We start from the raw sequence: 14,130 nt of genomic DNA on the forward strand, positions 1-14,130 counted from the left end.
AGTACGTTTTGCAAAGGATACTTGGGGAGGCGAAGGCGTTTTTAATTTTTAACTTTAAGACACGGGACACTCCCGGGCTTCCTTCCCCCGGGCCAAAATTAGGTGCTTACGGTAAAGAGGATTAGGCTCGGGAAAATCCACCCGGTAATGGGCCCCCCGGCTTTCCCGGCGCCAGGCTGCAGCTTCTACTACTAAGCGAGAAAGAAGCAATAAATTCCGCACTTCAGCTTCCCGCCGGCTTCTAACCTCTTTCTTAAATAAGGACCATAAGGAATCTAATTGAGCAGCGGCTTCCTTAAGACCCTGCCCCTGGCGCACCAATCCCACCCAGCGTTCCATTATCCCCTGTATAAAGAACAATTCCCTTTCCTCGTAAGGGGCACCCTCCCCTAATAAGCCATGGGATAAAGGGGGATAACTCCCGGTCTTCCAATTTCTTTCTAGGAGATCGGCAGCTATCCGGCCTCCAAACACTAAAGCTTCCAGCAAAGAGTTGCTGGCTAGGCGGTTGGCTCCATGTACACCGGTACAGGCCACCTCACCACCAGCGTAAAGCCTTTCCAGGTTAGTCCGGCCATAAAGATCTGTACGTACCCCACCCATCCAATAATGAGCGGCCGGCGCTACGGGGATCCAATAATGGTGTACTTCCAAGCCTAGCTTACGGCAGGTAGAGACTACAGTGGGAAAACGCTTTTCGAGCATTTCCGGATCTAGATGGGTAACATCGAGGAAAACACAATTTGTACCCGTACGGGCCATTTCCTGGGCTATAGCCCTGGCCACTACATCCCGCGGAGCAAGTTCGGCCAGGGGATGGTAACGGGGCATAAATCTTTCCCCGGCCTTATTCCTTAAAATGCCTCCTTCCCCCCGTATCGCCTCGGTAATCAGGAACCCGGAAGCCCCTGGGTGAACCAGGACGGTGGGATGGAATTGATAAAATTCCAGATCCATTACTTCCGCCCCAGCCCGGAAAGCCATGGCCACCCCATCACCCGTCGCCACAGCTGGATTGGTAGTCACCGGGTAAAGGCGACCAGCCCCTCCGCTAGCTAACACTGTAGCCTTGGCCAAAATAGCCTTAATTCTTCCGCTCCGGTCCAGGACTAGCGCCCCATAACAACGGCCATCAGCCACTAGGAGATCCAGCGCCATGGTTCGGGGAAGTAAATAGATATTTTTCTCCATGGCCGCCCGGGCAGCCAGGCCTTGCCATATTACTGCCCCTGTGGCATCACCACCAGCATGAAGTATGCGCCGGTGGCTGTGGGCCCCCTCCTTGCCCAGGGCAAGGCGCCCGCCTTCACGGTCAAAGGGGATACCCCACTCTATAAGCTCTTGTACCCGCCTGGGTCCCTCAGTAGCCAAGACCCGGACGGCCTGAGGATCACTTAAACCGGCACCAGCGGTTAGCGTATCCTGAGCATGAAGTTCGGCCGAATCTCCCTCATCTAGAGCTGCCGCAATACCGCCTTGGGCGAGGTCGGTGGAGCACTCTGAGGGATCCTCTTTAGTTATCACCACCACCCGGTACCGGCAAGCCACCTTCAAAGCCGTAAACAGCCCGGCGATACCGCTCCCCACAATCAAGATATCAGTTTGCTCCTGGGGGAGCCGCTTCAAGTCAAAGTTAACCAGGTAGGAAGGCACTTCCCTCATAACTTAAGCCACTTCCAACATACGTTCTAAAGCCTGGTAAGCCCGAACTCGGATATCTTCTGGAACTTTGATTACCGGTCGCATTTCTTTAAGGCACTGGGCTATTTTACTTAGCGTAGTGAGCTTCATATTAGGGCAGATGAGGCCAGGAGAGAGGAGGTAAAATTTTTTCCCGGGGTTCTCCTGCTCCAGGCGATGGAGGATGCCCATCTCTGTACCGATGATAAATTCCTGGGCGTCACTTTCCCGGGCATACTTTAAAATGGCGCTGGTACTCCCCACAAAATCAGCGGCTTCCGTAACCTCCGGACGACATTCGGGATGTACTAATATTTTGGCCTGGGGATGGGCAGCCCGTGCCTCTTCTAGCTCCTCTAAGGTAACCCTATAATGGGTAACACAAAGCCCCGGCCAGGGGATGATTTCTTTATCCGTGAAACGGGCTACATAACTAGCTAGGTTGCGATCGGGTACAAAAAGGATACGGCGATGGGGAAGGGATTGCACAACTTTAACTGCATTGCTGGAAGTACAACAAATATCGCTCTCCGCCTTAACCTCGGCCGAAGAATTTACATAGCATACTACCGCAGCATCGGGGTACTTCTCCTTCTCCCGCTTAAGTTCCTGAACATCGATACTTTCCGCCAGAGGACAACCAGCAAAAATATCCGGCAAAAGGACCGTTTTATCCGGAGCTAAGATACTGGCGCTTTCAGCCATAAAGCGCACACCGGCCAGGACTATCACTTTAGCTTCAGTCTTAGCCGCATAGCGGCTTAGCTCCAAAGAATCCCCTACCAGGTCGGCGATATCCTGCACCACATCTTGCTGGTAATTATGAGCCAGGATCACGGCCTGCCGTTCTTTTTTAAGCTCCTCTATCTCCTTAACCAGTTCCTGCATAGCCTTCCCCCCCTAATAGATAAGCATTAGACATAACAGCTGTCTTGTCACCTTTAAGCCAATTATAAAGCGGCTCCTACCTGGCGTCAATCAAAAGAATACCAGCCCTGGCCAAAGCCCCTTCAATAGCCTCCAGGGCCTCTTCCTTCGCTGCTGTCACCGTATGGAGATGGACACCGTGTTCTGTCAAGGTATAAAGGGGCTTAGCTCCGCTCCTTTGAAGATTCTCTAAAAACTCGTATACCTCCCTCCGCGAGGATAGCATCAAAAAGCCACGTAGCTCCCCGTACACCGGGTGTTCTACCACCACATCCAGAACCCGCCCGCCGTTATCCACTATTATTAAAAGCTCCTGTTCCATACCCTCCATATCATGCCGGCAGGCAAAGGTCCGTCGGTATCCTTCTTCCCTAGGGGCCAAAACATATCCCTGGGGTGTGGCCAAGATGTCGGTTCCGCCAGCCCTTAAAATAGCTACATCCTGCACTATGACCTGCCTACTTACTCCCAAACGCCGAGCCAGTTCCGCCCCTGTGATAGGTTCACCAACCTTTAGGATTTCCAGTATCCTTTCTCGCCTTTCAAGCGCCTTCACTTTATAGTCCTCCCCAAAGGTCCTTTTCGTCCTGGTTTTCCGACCACGGGATCGGCGTAAAATTCCCAAAGGAAAATCCTAAGGGAAAATCTCAAAGAAATAATATAAAATATAATCCCATCCAACCTAGCAAGCTACTATGTTTTCTTTCTCTCTTCTTTACACCTCCTTCAGTTTTGGCATTAACAATAATTCATACTATAATTATAATTACCAACCGAGAAGGGAGGCAACCCTATGCAGTACCAGGCCTGGATGCCCGAAAATTATGTGGAAGCTCTACGAGAAGGATTAAAGTTAGTATATACAGCTTTCCTAAAGCATAACCCCAAATATCTCCCTGAATTAGAAATCCTAACTAAAAAGCTACAAAAATGGGCCCAAGGAAACATCCCTTCCGCCTTGGCTCCTCCCTCTTTAGCCTTAAGTATAAGCCAACTATCCATAGCTGTACAGAATAAGATCCGGGAAGGCCTTCTCTTTAGCGACAAAGCAGTGGCTGAGGTACGTGAGCTTTTCGAAGGAACTGAGGAGTTGTTGGGCCATTTCCAGGATCTTCTGCTTACCCGCAACTCTGTCCTCCGCCAATACATCTTAGGAAAAGCCTCAGAGTTCGAGGAGAAAATGCGCCATTTTGCTACTGAGCATGAAGAAAGGCTCATTAAAGGTATCTGCCTTCCCCGCTCTTCTACTGTATACCTGGCTTTGCTAGATGCCTTCAAGGAGGTATTATGGGGTTTGAAAGAGGCGGCTAGTAAAATGGCCCCGTGATATTTATTTCTGCCTGGCCGCCTCTTTAAAGAGCACCTGGGAGATGCTTTCTTGGTAAGGTGGCCGCAAGATCCCTTTCTCAGTAATTATGGCTGTTATATAATGGTGGGGTGTTACATCAAAGGCCGGGTTAAAGACGGCGATGCCTTGGGGAGCTATCGGCCTTAAGCCCAGATGGGTGATTTCTGCCGGTTCCCTCTCCTCAATGGGGATTTCTTCCCCTGTAGCTAAAGTCAAATCAAAGGTAGAACTGGGGGCTGCTACATAAAAGGGCAGCCCATGTTCCCGGGCTAAAATGGCCAGGCCATAGGTACCTATCTTATTGGCTACATCACCGTTGGCGGCGATCCGGTCGGCGCCCACCACCACCGCCTGTACCCAACCTTTCTGCATAACTACCGCCGCCATGCTGTCGGTGATAAGGGTTACGGGTATACCCGCCTGCTTAAGCTCCCAAGCTGTTAACCTGGCACCCTGCAAGAGTGGTCTTGTTTCATCCACAAAAACGCGCAATACCTTCCCCTGGGTAGCCAGATAATATACGGGTGCTAAAGCCGTACCATAACGGGCTGTGGCTAAAGTACCAGCATTGCAGTGGGTGAGGATGGCCTGGGCTTCCTTCAACAGCTCCGCACCGTAACGGCCTATAGCCAGACACATGCTTTCATCTTCTTGCTGTATAGCCAGGGCCTCCCTTAAGACTAGCTCCTTAATCTTCTCCACACCCAACCCCTGGGCTCTAGCTACTTTTTCCTGTACCCTCTTTAAGGCCCAGAAGAGATTTACCGCTGTGGGCCGGGAAGAAGCCAGGTAATCCGCAGCTTTTTTTAACTGGGCGCAAAGTTCTTCCTCACCCTTGGCCTGGAAGTCTTTAATGGCTAAATACAACCCGAAGGCAGCAGCTATACCTAATGCAGGAGCTCCCCGTACCTTAAGCTCTCTTATGGCTTTCCAAACTTCTTCCACAGTCCGAGGCCGGATAAAGACTAGCTCTTCGGGCAGGCGCGTCTGATCAATAATTTCTAACTCTCCATCCCGCCAAACAATAGGGGATACCGGCTCAGGCATTTCCCCTTATCCCTACCTTTCGTAAGTTAACCTTGACCGAAGTTTGACACCTAAAAAATTAGAAACTCTTTTTAGGCTGTAAAGTTGAAGTTGCTTCCATAAAAATTTCAAGGCTTTCCCAGATCGCCCTCAAACTTGAGCTTCATCAACTTTCTACCTCTTAAGGGTTCTTCTCCTCTTTTATACTTTCCTCCTCCTTTATATTAAAAATTTTACCTTTTGGCAGCAGGGAAAAATAGCTTTATAATTACTTCTAGGAGTAGGAGGTGGTATACCAATGTCCCGCTGCCATGCCTGTGTGTTAACTTGTATGGATTATAGAATCCAGTACCCAGTGAGCCGTTGGCTAGAAAATAAAGGGTTAAAAGAGAACTATGATTACATAGCTCTACCTGGTGCTAGCCGCAATTTTTTATCAGAAGGTAAGGTGGCTATGATAGAAACTTCCATTAGGCTACACCAAATAAAGGAAGTGTATTTAATTCACCATGAAGACTGTGGAGCCTATGGCCTAGGAAACCTCCCAGTTGAGGAGCAGCTTAAAAGGCAAGAAGAGGACATGCGTCAGGCCGCTCAAGTTATAAAGGCACGTTATCCCCATTTGGTTATACACTTGGTTTTTGTCCACTTGGATGGCAGTATACTAGAAGTATGATCTCAATCGGGCTATCTCGTAAGCGTTTTCGGCGGCGCTTTCTGATGGCAGTATACTAGAAGTATGATCTCAATGCGTGATAAAACGGAGTGCTATTAGATTGGAGCAAGTTGGCATAATACGGAGGTGGGGAGTGGGCTGACCGTTGTACGGCTGCCAAAGCCATATGCTAGGACATAAAGTCAAGGTATTTATCACCGGATGTTCCCACCGGGGAGAAGGTTTAGGCCGCCTCCCTTCAGGCCAGATCATTTTTATCCCCTATGCCCTCCCTGGAGAAGAGGTGGAATGCCAAGTAACAGAAGTTAAACGTGACTACGCTCGGGGCCGGTTGGAAAAGATCGTGGCTCCCTCTCCTCACCGCATCGAACCAGCCTGCCCGGTATTTTACACTTGCGGTGGGTGCCATCTGCAACATGCCGCTTACCCCCTTCAGCTAGAAATCAAAAGGCGGCAAGTAGAGGAAGCTTTGTTGCGGTTAGGAAAACTCCAAGGTTATACCCTTAAGCCTGTACTAGGGATGGATTGGCCCTGGAGATACCGTAATAAAGTACACCTACATGTAGGGAAAATAAACGAAACCCTTCGGTTGGGCCTTTATCAAGAAAGATCCCATGAACTAGTAGATACCAGAGACTGCCTGTTACTCCCAGAAGATATGGTAAAAATATGGCAAATCCTGGAAGAAGAAGGAATCCCCCACATCCAGGAAAAAGGTCTCTACGGTGCCCTCCTCCGAAAATCCTTCTCTACAGGAGAAATAATGGTCGGCCTTGTTGGCTATCAAGATCTTTGTCCTGAAGGACGACTGTTCCAGAACCTCCTGAATTACGGGGCCTCCTCGATAGTACAAATTTTACCAGGGAACGGTCTCAAAGTACTAGCCGGGCAAAAATATCTTTGGGAAGAGATAGGACCCTGCCGTTTCCGCCTTTCTCCCACTTCTTTCTTCCAGGTCAACCCCCGTCAAGCTGCTAAGATTTATGAAATCGTTTTAGACTATGCGAGCCTTACTGGGAAGGAAACGGTAATAGATATTTATTCTGGTACCGGAACTATAGCCCTCTTTCTGGCCCCTCGAGCATCTAAAGTATATGGCCTAGAAGTATCTGAGGAAGCTCTAGCTGATGCCCGAGCCAATGCCCAGGAAAATAAAGCAAAAAACGTCTCCTTCCTCTGGGGCCCTGCCGAAAGGTCGCTTCCTCGCCTCCTTGAGAAAGGGACAAAGGCAGAGGTCATAGTCCTCGACCCACCCCGCCAAGGATGCCATCCCCGCGTCCTGGAAACTGTAGCCCGTTCCCGGCCTCGCCGCCTTATCTATGTTTCTTGTTATCCAGCCACCCTGGCCCGGGACTTGCAATACCTCTCCTGCCAGGGGTACTGGATAAAGGAAGTACAACCGGTAGACATGTTTCCCCAAACCCATCATATCGAATGCGTAGCCCTTCTCCTTCCTAAAGACAATAGAAAATCAAAATAAGTGGCAGGAAAAAATCGATTTATGTTGAATTTTCCAGGTGAGCCGTCTGGGGAAAAGCTTTTAGAAAAATTGATGGGTTTATGGGGGAAATGATGATGCCGGGTAAAATTAAAGGGCTGGCTATTTTTTTGTTCGCTTTACAGGGGTTATTAGCCCTTTTCTGGCTATCCAGAGGTTCTCCAACGGTGTTGTCCAGGTTCCCGAGCCTCCCCCCTCCTTCCCCTCCGGCCTGGGAGGGCGCCCTACATCCCCTAAGTTCCCCCGATACCCAGCCTACTGCTATGGCTATAGGAAAGGAATTGCCTTCAGCAGAAACTACTGCGGAATCAGCGAAATCCTCAGTACATAATCCAACGAATAAAACCGGAACCTCTAGAGGTGGCGAGGGAGTTGTTGCTAGGAAGGAAATAAGAACGGGCGGGCGCGGGGAAGAAGCCGGGCCAGGGGAGAGCCCTGTCCAAGCTTTCGTCCCTCCTAAAAAGGGTTACTGGATCGAAGTCTTGGTGGGAAGCCAAAAAATGCGTATCTACCAAGAAGGGCAGCTAAAGAAAGAATGGGTGGTCTCTACCGGTACCCCAGACAAGCCCACCCCTCTCGGAGTATTTGCGATACAAAATCGCGGGGAGTGGTTCTATAATCCCAAATATAACCAGGGGGCTAAATGGTGGGTCTCCTTTAAAGACTGGGGTGTATATCTTTTCCATAGCTTGCCTATGGATCGCGACCAACGGATCATACCGGAAGAGGCCTTAAAGCTTGGTACCCCCGCTTCCCATGGCTGCGTCCGGTTAGAGGTTGATAATGCTAAATGGATCTATGACCATATACCCCAGGGTACTCCCGTATATATACATGAATGAACCATATTTAAAAAGGCCCTGGGGTATAGTCCCCGGGCCTGCCTAAGTATTGGGCTTAGGTGTTTTAGGGCTTCCAGTCTTAAGATCGTGGATAAATTTCTCCCTTTCCGCCGAGATCCCTTCTGAGCGCCTGAGGATAGAACGTACAAATTCCTGGCGCTTCTGCTCCAACTCTTCCCCTAGCCTTTCCGCCTCCCAGCGCTGTTCATCTATTTTTCGGGGGTTATCCTGCAAGCCTTTAGCCTCCTTCCCAAGTTCTAAACCTTACGGTTTCTACCCCAACTTTAACCTACATTAAGAGTACCCCTGGCCTGGTAGGCAAACCTAAAACATTAAGCCTAACCACTAGGGAAAACCCTCACCATAAGGTTTCCTTTAAAGGGCACCCATCTTTATTATTCGCCCTAAAGGAAGACTTTATGGGAAGAAGCAGCAGGTAGATATTCCCCCACTGTAGCCACCAAGAGTTTGGTCCCGTATTCCAGTACCTCTTCGTTAAACTGGAAGCACTCATGGTGCAATGGATAAGTTTTCCCTACCAGATTTCCACAGCCCAAGAAAACCATGGCGCCTGGAACTCGTTCTAAAAAATGAGAGAAATCCTCGGAAACCATGGCCGGCTTCTCTAGCCAAACTATACTTTCCGGCCCCAAAATTTGAGCCGCCGCTCTGGCCACTACCCGATTGAAATCTGGAGCATTTACTGTAACAGGGAAGCCACATAGATAGTCTACCTCCGCCCGGGCACCGTAAGCCCCGGCTATTCCTTCTGCCATCTCTTTAATCCGCTTTTTTAGTTTGGCCCGCAATGTAGGATCTAGAGTCCGCAGGCTGCCTTCTAGTTCGGCCTCACCCGATACGATGTTGTAAGTCGTCCCGGCCCGGAAAACCCCTAGGGAAATTACAGCCGTGTCCAGGGCCGGGGTTTCCCTGCTTATTAGATGCTGGAGGCTTATGGCTATTTGGGCACCTACTAAAAGGGCATCTACCCCTTTTTCAGGCGTGGCCCCATGGGTAGCCTGGCCTTGTACCCATATGCGGAAACGGTCATTGGAAGCCATAAGGGCCCCATCCCGTAAACCCACCTGGCCTAAAGGGAGATCTGGCCATAAGTGCAAGGCCATAATAGCCTCCACCGGTGGGGAATTAAGTATACCAGCCTCTATCATCGGCTGGGCACCGCCAATTTCCTCTTCGGCGGGCTGGAAGATAAGCCGCACCCTCCCGCTCCAACTTTCCCGCATATCTGCCAGAATCAGGGCGGCTCCGGCAAGCATGGCCACATGGGCATCATGTCCACAGGCATGCATAAGGCCCGGCCGCTCTGAAGCATAGGGTAGACCCGTTTTTTCACTCAAGGGCAGGGCATCCATATCCGCCCGTAGGGCAAGGGTGCGCCCCGACCCTTGAGCACCTCCATTTAGGAGAGCTGTAACTCCTGTACCAGCCACGCGCTTTATCTCTATCGGCTGGCAGGCCTTGAGTACCTCTTCCACAGCCGCGGCCGTTCGTTCTTCCTGGAAGGCTCTCTCAGGATAACGGTGAAGGCGGCGCCTAAGCTCCACTATTTTCTCCTTATATTTTTCCCACAGGCTATCAATAAGCTCCTTCTCCATAACGCAAAGCCTCACTTGCCTGTTTAGTCCTTAGGCGCAGCCACTTTATTGGTCAGGGAACCCAGCTCCTCGATATATATCTCAATGGTATCCCCCACCTGCATAGGTCCTACTCCCTCTGGGGTGCCTGTTAAGATCACGTCCCCAGGTAACAAAGTCATTACTTGGGAAATAAAGCTCACTAGATAGGGTACAGAAAAGATAAGCTGGGAAGTCCTACTGTTCTGCTTGAGTTCGCCGTTGAGCCGCGCCTGGATCAAAAGATCATCGGGTTCTACCCCAGTAACTATGTAAGGGCCCAGGGGCAAAAAAGTGTCGAAGGATTTGGCTCTGGTCCATTGCCCGTCCTTTTTCTGTAGGTCCCGAGCGGTAACGTCATTGGCTATAGTGTAACCTAAAATGTATTGCTGCGCCTCTTCTTCCTTGACTTGATGGCAAGCTTTTCCAATAACTACCGCCAATTCTGCTTCAAAGTCCAGCCTTCCTATACCCGGCCAATAAATTATCTCCTCTTCGGGGCCTATAAGGCTAGTGGAAGGCTTAAGGAAAAGCACAGGCTCTTCAGGAAGGGGCTGTTTCATTTCCGCCGCATGACTCCGATAATTGAGCCCTACACATACTGCCTTGCTGGGCTGGCAAGGCGCAAGAAGTTTCACCTCCTTAAGATAATAAGTCTCCCGTTTCTCCCGGTAACCATTAAAAAGATCACCTTCCAAAGCTATGACTACCTCACCTTCCAGGCGACCATATAAGGGTTGGCCGTTGGCTAAAAACCGGACAAATTTCGCCTTTTCTGTCACCCTCCTAAAACACCCCCTGGTAAATTATCCTTCTCCTTTACCCCTTTCCCCTTTTCCTTAAAAGTATAGCACAATAAGGCTGTATCCCGCGAGACTTTATACCCCAATACTTAAAACAGGTTCCTATAGCGAAAACCGGGTGAACTAGTGTATCCCAGTTTCCCTGGGGAAGACCTGCTTAGACTTGGAAGTGGCTATATTTTGGGTATACAATGGAGTATAGAACTTAAGAAAGGGAGAAACCATGGTATACGAAAAAGGGCCAAAAGACGGACGGTGCGAGCTTATCTATCAAGGAAAGGCCTGGCCGCAGGATATTCTGGAAAATACCCCGGCAGCTGTGTTAGAGCCTTTACGCACCTTAGGAGGTAACCCCAGCTGCGCTACCGCAGGTTGGAGCAACATGCTTATTCTAGGGGACAACCTCCCCGTTCTTAAAACCTTGCTCGAAATGAAGGAAAAGGGGACCCTTAGGGACAGCCGCGGCCAGCCAGGTATAACCCTCATTTACATCGACCCGCCTTTTTCTTCCCGGCAGGAATATAGGGCCAGTAGCGGAATTAAAGCCTATGAAGATACCCTTACGGGTCCCGCCTTTGTGGAATTCTTACGCCGGCGGCTTCTCTTCTTGCGGGAACTTTTAACCGAGGACGGAAGCATATACGTACACCTAGATGAAAGGAAAAGCCATTACATAAAGGTGATTATGGATGAAATTTTTGGAGAGGAAAATTTCCAGCGGGAGATCATATGGCGTATAGGGTGGGTATCTGGGTTTAAAACCCGAGCTAAAAACTGGATTCGTAACCATGACGTAATCCTTTTCTACACTAAGTCGCGGAATTTTTACTTCCACAAGCTGTATTTGCCATACCCGCCGGGATACCGGCGACGGGATGGCCAGCCTCCTCGGGGTAAAGGTTACCCCCTCGAAGATACTTGGAACTGCTATCCCCAGGACCGATTGGATTCCATTCAGATCATGAGCTTTTCCGGTGAAAAGACCGGTTTCCCCACCCAGAAAAATGAAAAGCTCCTAGAAAGAATCATACTGGCCTCTTCCCGGAAAGGAGATCTCGTCCTGGACGCCTTTTGCGGCTCAGGAACAGCTTTAAGCGTGGCCGAAAAGCTGGGCCGCCGGTGGATCGGTATCGATAATAGCGAAGTGGCTGTTCAAATCGCCGAAAACAGGCTCTTAACCCTTCGACGGAACATCGGAAACACTGGGGAAAGGCTTAAGCCCCGACCCTTCACCCTTTACTCCACCTACGTGCGCTAATCAGCCCATGATTTCCTCTGGCCGGAAATATAGGTTTATCTCCCTTTCTGCACTTGCCAAGGAATCAGCCCCATGAATGATGTTCTGGCCCGTCTCTAGAGCATAATCTCCTCGTATGGTGCCCGGAGCTGCTTCCTGGGGGTTGGTAGCCCCCATGAGTTTGCGCAGGCCTGAAATCACCCCTGGCCCCTCTAGGACCATAGCTATTACCGGGCCGGAAGTTATATGCTCAACGAGTTCACGGAAAAAAGGCTTCTCCCGGTGCTCAGCATAATGTTTTTCAGCCATCTCCCGCGTCAAGCGTAGCATTTTTAAAGCTACAATACGATAGCCTTTATGCTCGATACGAGTTAATATCTCGCCTACCAATCCGCGGGCCACGCCTTCAGGTTTTATCATACAAAAAGTCCGTTCCTTATCCACTACCATACCCCTTTCAAGCATAGAAGTTGAAAGGTTAGCTTTAACAGAAGGTTTAAACCCTCGCTACGGCCTTGGGGCTGTTTAAAACTAAAGGCTGGGGTTACACCCGGTGTTATACTTACTGCCGCCTGACCCCCGCCCCCAGTAGCTGTGCGGCTGCGGTTGTATTCTTCAATGAGGGCTGTAAATTCCTCGGCCTCTAGGGTTTCCTTTTCCATTAAAGCCTTGGCCACAATATGGAGCTCTTCCATGTGCTCTTTGAGGATCTTTTCTGCCCGGCTATAGCATTCATCAATGATACGCCGGGCTTCCTTATCAATGGAAAAGGCCACGGCCTCACTATAATTGCGGTCTCGGGCCAGATCCCGACCGAGGAAAGGTGTCTCTTGCTTACGTCCAAAGGTTAAGGGGCCCAGTTCATCAGACATACCAAATTCTGTAATCATTTTACGTACCAACTCAGTAGCCCTTTCCAGATCGTTCTGGGCACCAGTGCTAACTTCTTTAAGGACCAAGGCCTCAGCCACCCGGCCACCTAAGAGCATAGTTATCTGGTCTATTATCTGAGACTTCGTCATATACCGCCGATCTTCCTTAGGAAGGAGCAAAGTATAGCCTCCGGCCCTACCCCGAGGGATGATGGAAACTTTATGCAAGGGATCCGTATGGGGAAGGTAATGCCCTAACAAGGCGTGACCAGCTTCATGATAGGCTACTAGCCGCTTCTCATACTCGCTAATGACCCGCGACTTTTTCTCCGGGCCAGCTATTACCCGTTCTATAGCTTCTTCCATCTCCTGCATACCGATCTTTTTCTTGCCCCGGCGGGCGGCGAGCAAGGCTGCCTCATTTACCAGATTAGCCAGGTCCGCTCCAGTGAAACCAGGCGTACGCCGGGCCAAGACATCTAGATCCACACTGGCATCCAGAGGCTTTCCCCGGACATGTACCTTAAGAATCTCCTTGCGGCCATTGATATCCGGAACATCTACCACAATCTGCCGATCGAAGCGTCCTGGCCGGAGCAAGGCAGGATCTAATATATCAGGCCGGTTGGTGGCCGCTATGATGATAATACCCTCGTTAGGGTTGAAACCGTCCATCTCCACCAAAAGCTGGTTTAAGGTCTGCTCGCGCTCATCGTGACCTCCACCTAGACCTGCTCCGCGCTGCCGACCCACAGCATCGATCTCATCAATAAAAACGATGCAAGGAGCATTCTTTTTGGCCTGCTCAAAAAGATCCCTCACCCGGGAAGCCCCTACACCTACAAACATCTCCACAAAGTCTGAACCGCTGATGCTAAAGAAGGGCACCCCTGCTTCCCCGGCCACAGCCCGGGCAAGTAAAGTCTTACCTGTACCGGGTGGACCATAAAGAAGCACACCTTTAGGTATTCTAGCCCCCAATTCATTGAACTTGCGGGGGTTCTTCAAAAACTCTACTATCTCCTGCAGCTCTTCCTTTACCTCATCTACGCCTGCCACATCATCGAAAGTAATCCGCCTCTTATCGTCGGGCGTATGAAGTCTAGCCCGGCTCCGGCCAAACTGCATGACCCGGGAGCCTCCGCCCTGTGTCTGCTGCATCATAAAAAATACCAAGCCCACCAACAAAAGGATGGGCAAAAGGCTGCCCAAGAAGTTAGTCCACCAGGGGGGTTCGGGGGCAGGTAAAGTCTTGGTAGGTACTCCTTTGCTGGCCAGCCGCTCTATCAAAGCCGGCGAAGCTGGAGCGTTAACGGAAAATTTAGTCCCGTTTTTTAGAGTACCAGTTATCTTAAAAATTTCCTTTTCAGGAGTTATAGTTACTTCCTGAACCTGTCCTTGATCAATTAACTGGTAAAATTTAGTAAAATCTAGCTCCTCCGTAGCCCTTTCCACCGGTGTCGAAATCCGCAAGATGGAAACGGCCAGCAAAACTATTAGTAAATAGACGGCCAGATTTTTAAAAACACGGTTCAAGGATAAAGCCCTCCTCTCGCCCTGCCCCATCATCCAGGAGATTATATTTTA

General features: G+C 50.1%; 14 protein-coding genes. 5 read left to right on the forward strand and 9 right to left on the reverse strand.

What is annotated here, in order from left to right:
- Window positions 1–54 precede the first annotated feature (54 nt).
- The 3 genes from nadB to B9A14_RS16400 form a co-directional block, all read right to left on the reverse strand.
- Window positions 55–1,662 (reverse strand): L-aspartate oxidase, encoded by a 1,608-nt coding sequence (gene nadB / locus B9A14_RS16390; RefSeq protein WP_084666881.1) that lies wholly within the window; start codon window positions 1,660–1,662, stop codon window positions 55–57.
- Window positions 1,663–1,665: 3 nt separating this feature from the next.
- Window positions 1,666–2,568, reverse strand: a complete 903-nt coding sequence (nadA, locus tag B9A14_RS16395) for a quinolinate synthase NadA (RefSeq protein ID WP_084666882.1) — start codon at window positions 2,566–2,568, stop codon at window positions 1,666–1,668.
- 76 nt (window positions 2,569–2,644) lie between these two features.
- Window positions 2,645–3,163, reverse strand: coding sequence for a transcription repressor NadR (locus B9A14_RS16400; RefSeq protein ID WP_084666883.1), 519 nt, complete (start codon window positions 3,161–3,163; stop codon window positions 2,645–2,647).
- A 237-nt stretch (window positions 3,164–3,400) separates the two neighbouring features.
- Here B9A14_RS16400 and B9A14_RS16405 point away from each other — a divergent pair, with 237 nt between their 5' ends.
- On the forward strand, window positions 3,401–3,934 hold the full coding sequence (locus B9A14_RS16405) for a hypothetical protein (RefSeq protein ID WP_084666884.1): 534 nt from the start codon (window positions 3,401–3,403) through the stop codon (window positions 3,932–3,934).
- 3 nt (window positions 3,935–3,937) lie between these two features.
- Here B9A14_RS16405 and mtnA read toward each other — a convergent pair whose 3' ends face one another.
- Window positions 3,938–5,002, reverse strand: a complete 1,065-nt coding sequence (gene mtnA / locus B9A14_RS16410; protein WP_084666885.1) for an S-methyl-5-thioribose-1-phosphate isomerase — start codon at window positions 5,000–5,002, stop codon at window positions 3,938–3,940.
- 277 nt (window positions 5,003–5,279) lie between these two features.
- On the opposite strand from mtnA, the gene B9A14_RS16415 reads away from it, so the two are divergent.
- The 3 genes from B9A14_RS16415 (at window position 5,280) to B9A14_RS16425 (ending at window position 7,997) form a co-directional block, all read left to right on the forward strand.
- On the forward strand, window positions 5,280–5,657 hold the full coding sequence (locus B9A14_RS16415) for a carbonic anhydrase (RefSeq protein ID WP_084666886.1): 378 nt from the start codon (window positions 5,280–5,282) through the stop codon (window positions 5,655–5,657).
- A 145-nt stretch (window positions 5,658–5,802) separates the two neighbouring features.
- Window positions 5,803–7,137: a 23S rRNA (uracil(1939)-C(5))-methyltransferase RlmD gene (gene rlmD / locus B9A14_RS16420; protein ID WP_084666887.1), complete on the forward strand. Its 1,335-nt coding sequence runs from the start codon at window positions 5,803–5,805 to the stop codon at window positions 7,135–7,137.
- A gap of 80 nt (window positions 7,138–7,217) precedes the next feature.
- Window positions 7,218–7,997 (forward strand): L,D-transpeptidase, encoded by a 780-nt coding sequence (locus tag B9A14_RS16425; protein WP_084666888.1) that lies wholly within the window; start codon window positions 7,218–7,220, stop codon window positions 7,995–7,997.
- 42 nt (window positions 7,998–8,039) lie between these two features.
- Here B9A14_RS16425 and B9A14_RS16430 read toward each other — a convergent pair whose 3' ends face one another.
- The 3 genes from B9A14_RS16430 to B9A14_RS16440 all read right to left on the reverse strand — a co-directional run bounded on the left by B9A14_RS16430 (window position 8,040) and on the right by B9A14_RS16440 (window position 10,413).
- The gene (locus tag B9A14_RS16430) at window positions 8,040–8,231 is read right to left on the reverse strand and encodes a hypothetical protein (RefSeq protein ID WP_084666889.1); all 192 of its coding nucleotides are present in this window, start codon (window positions 8,229–8,231) and stop codon (window positions 8,040–8,042) included.
- Window positions 8,232–8,401: 170 nt separating this feature from the next.
- Window positions 8,402–9,613 carry a M20 metallopeptidase family protein gene (locus tag B9A14_RS16435; protein WP_084666890.1) on the reverse strand — a complete coding sequence of 404 codons (1,212 nt, stop codon included), beginning with the start codon at window positions 9,611–9,613 and terminating at the stop codon, window positions 8,402–8,404.
- Window positions 9,614–9,636: 23 nt separating this feature from the next.
- Window positions 9,637–10,413 carry a fumarylacetoacetate hydrolase family protein gene (locus tag B9A14_RS16440; protein WP_084666891.1) on the reverse strand — a complete coding sequence of 259 codons (777 nt, stop codon included), beginning with the start codon at window positions 10,411–10,413 and terminating at the stop codon, window positions 9,637–9,639.
- 244 nt (window positions 10,414–10,657) lie between these two features.
- On the opposite strand from B9A14_RS16440, the gene B9A14_RS16445 reads away from it, so the two are divergent.
- Entirely contained in the window at window positions 10,658–11,692 is a 1,035-nt protein-coding gene (locus B9A14_RS16445; protein ID WP_084666892.1) for a DNA methyltransferase, read from the forward strand.
- Here B9A14_RS16445 and ndk read toward each other — a convergent pair whose 3' ends face one another.
- The gene (gene ndk, locus B9A14_RS16450) at window positions 11,693–12,121 is read right to left on the reverse strand and encodes a nucleoside-diphosphate kinase (protein WP_084666893.1); all 429 of its coding nucleotides are present in this window, start codon (window positions 12,119–12,121) and stop codon (window positions 11,693–11,695) included.
- Window positions 12,115–14,079, reverse strand: a complete 1,965-nt coding sequence (gene ftsH, locus B9A14_RS16455; protein WP_084666894.1) for an ATP-dependent zinc metalloprotease FtsH — start codon at window positions 14,077–14,079, stop codon at window positions 12,115–12,117. Before ftsH ends, ndk begins: the two co-directional genes overlap by 7 nt.
- Window positions 14,080–14,130: the final 51 nt, after the last annotated feature.

It is taken from the genome of Thermanaeromonas toyohensis ToBE, assembly GCF_900176005.1.
Taxonomy (GTDB): Bacteria; Bacillota; DSM-521; order Neomoorellales; family Neomoorellaceae; genus Thermanaeromonas; species Thermanaeromonas toyohensis.

Excerpts from the sequence above, each read along its gene's own strand:
- B9A14_RS16435 (WP_084666890.1), bottom strand. The coding sequence starts at position 9,613 with ATGGAGAAGGAGCTTATTGATAGCCTGTGGGAAAAATATAAGGAGAAA.
- B9A14_RS16405 (WP_084666884.1), top strand. The coding sequence starts at position 3,401 with ATGCAGTACCAGGCCTGGATGCCCGAAAATTATGTGGAAGCTCTACGA.
- nadB (WP_084666881.1), bottom strand. The coding sequence starts at position 1,662 with ATGAGGGAAGTGCCTTCCTACCTGGTTAACTTTGACTTGAAGCGGCTC.
- B9A14_RS16425 (WP_084666888.1), top strand. The coding sequence starts at position 7,218 with ATGGGGGAAATGATGATGCCGGGTAAAATTAAAGGGCTGGCTATTTTT.
- mtnA (WP_084666885.1), bottom strand. The coding sequence starts at position 5,002 with ATGCCTGAGCCGGTATCCCCTATTGTTTGGCGGGATGGAGAGTTAGAA.
- nadA (WP_084666882.1), bottom strand. The coding sequence starts at position 2,568 with ATGCAGGAACTGGTTAAGGAGATAGAGGAGCTTAAAAAAGAACGGCAG.
- ndk (WP_084666893.1), bottom strand. The coding sequence starts at position 12,121 with ATGGTAGTGGATAAGGAACGGACTTTTTGTATGATAAAACCTGAAGGC.
- B9A14_RS16415 (WP_084666886.1), top strand. The coding sequence starts at position 5,280 with ATGTCCCGCTGCCATGCCTGTGTGTTAACTTGTATGGATTATAGAATC.
- B9A14_RS16445 (WP_084666892.1), top strand. The coding sequence starts at position 10,658 with ATGGTATACGAAAAAGGGCCAAAAGACGGACGGTGCGAGCTTATCTAT.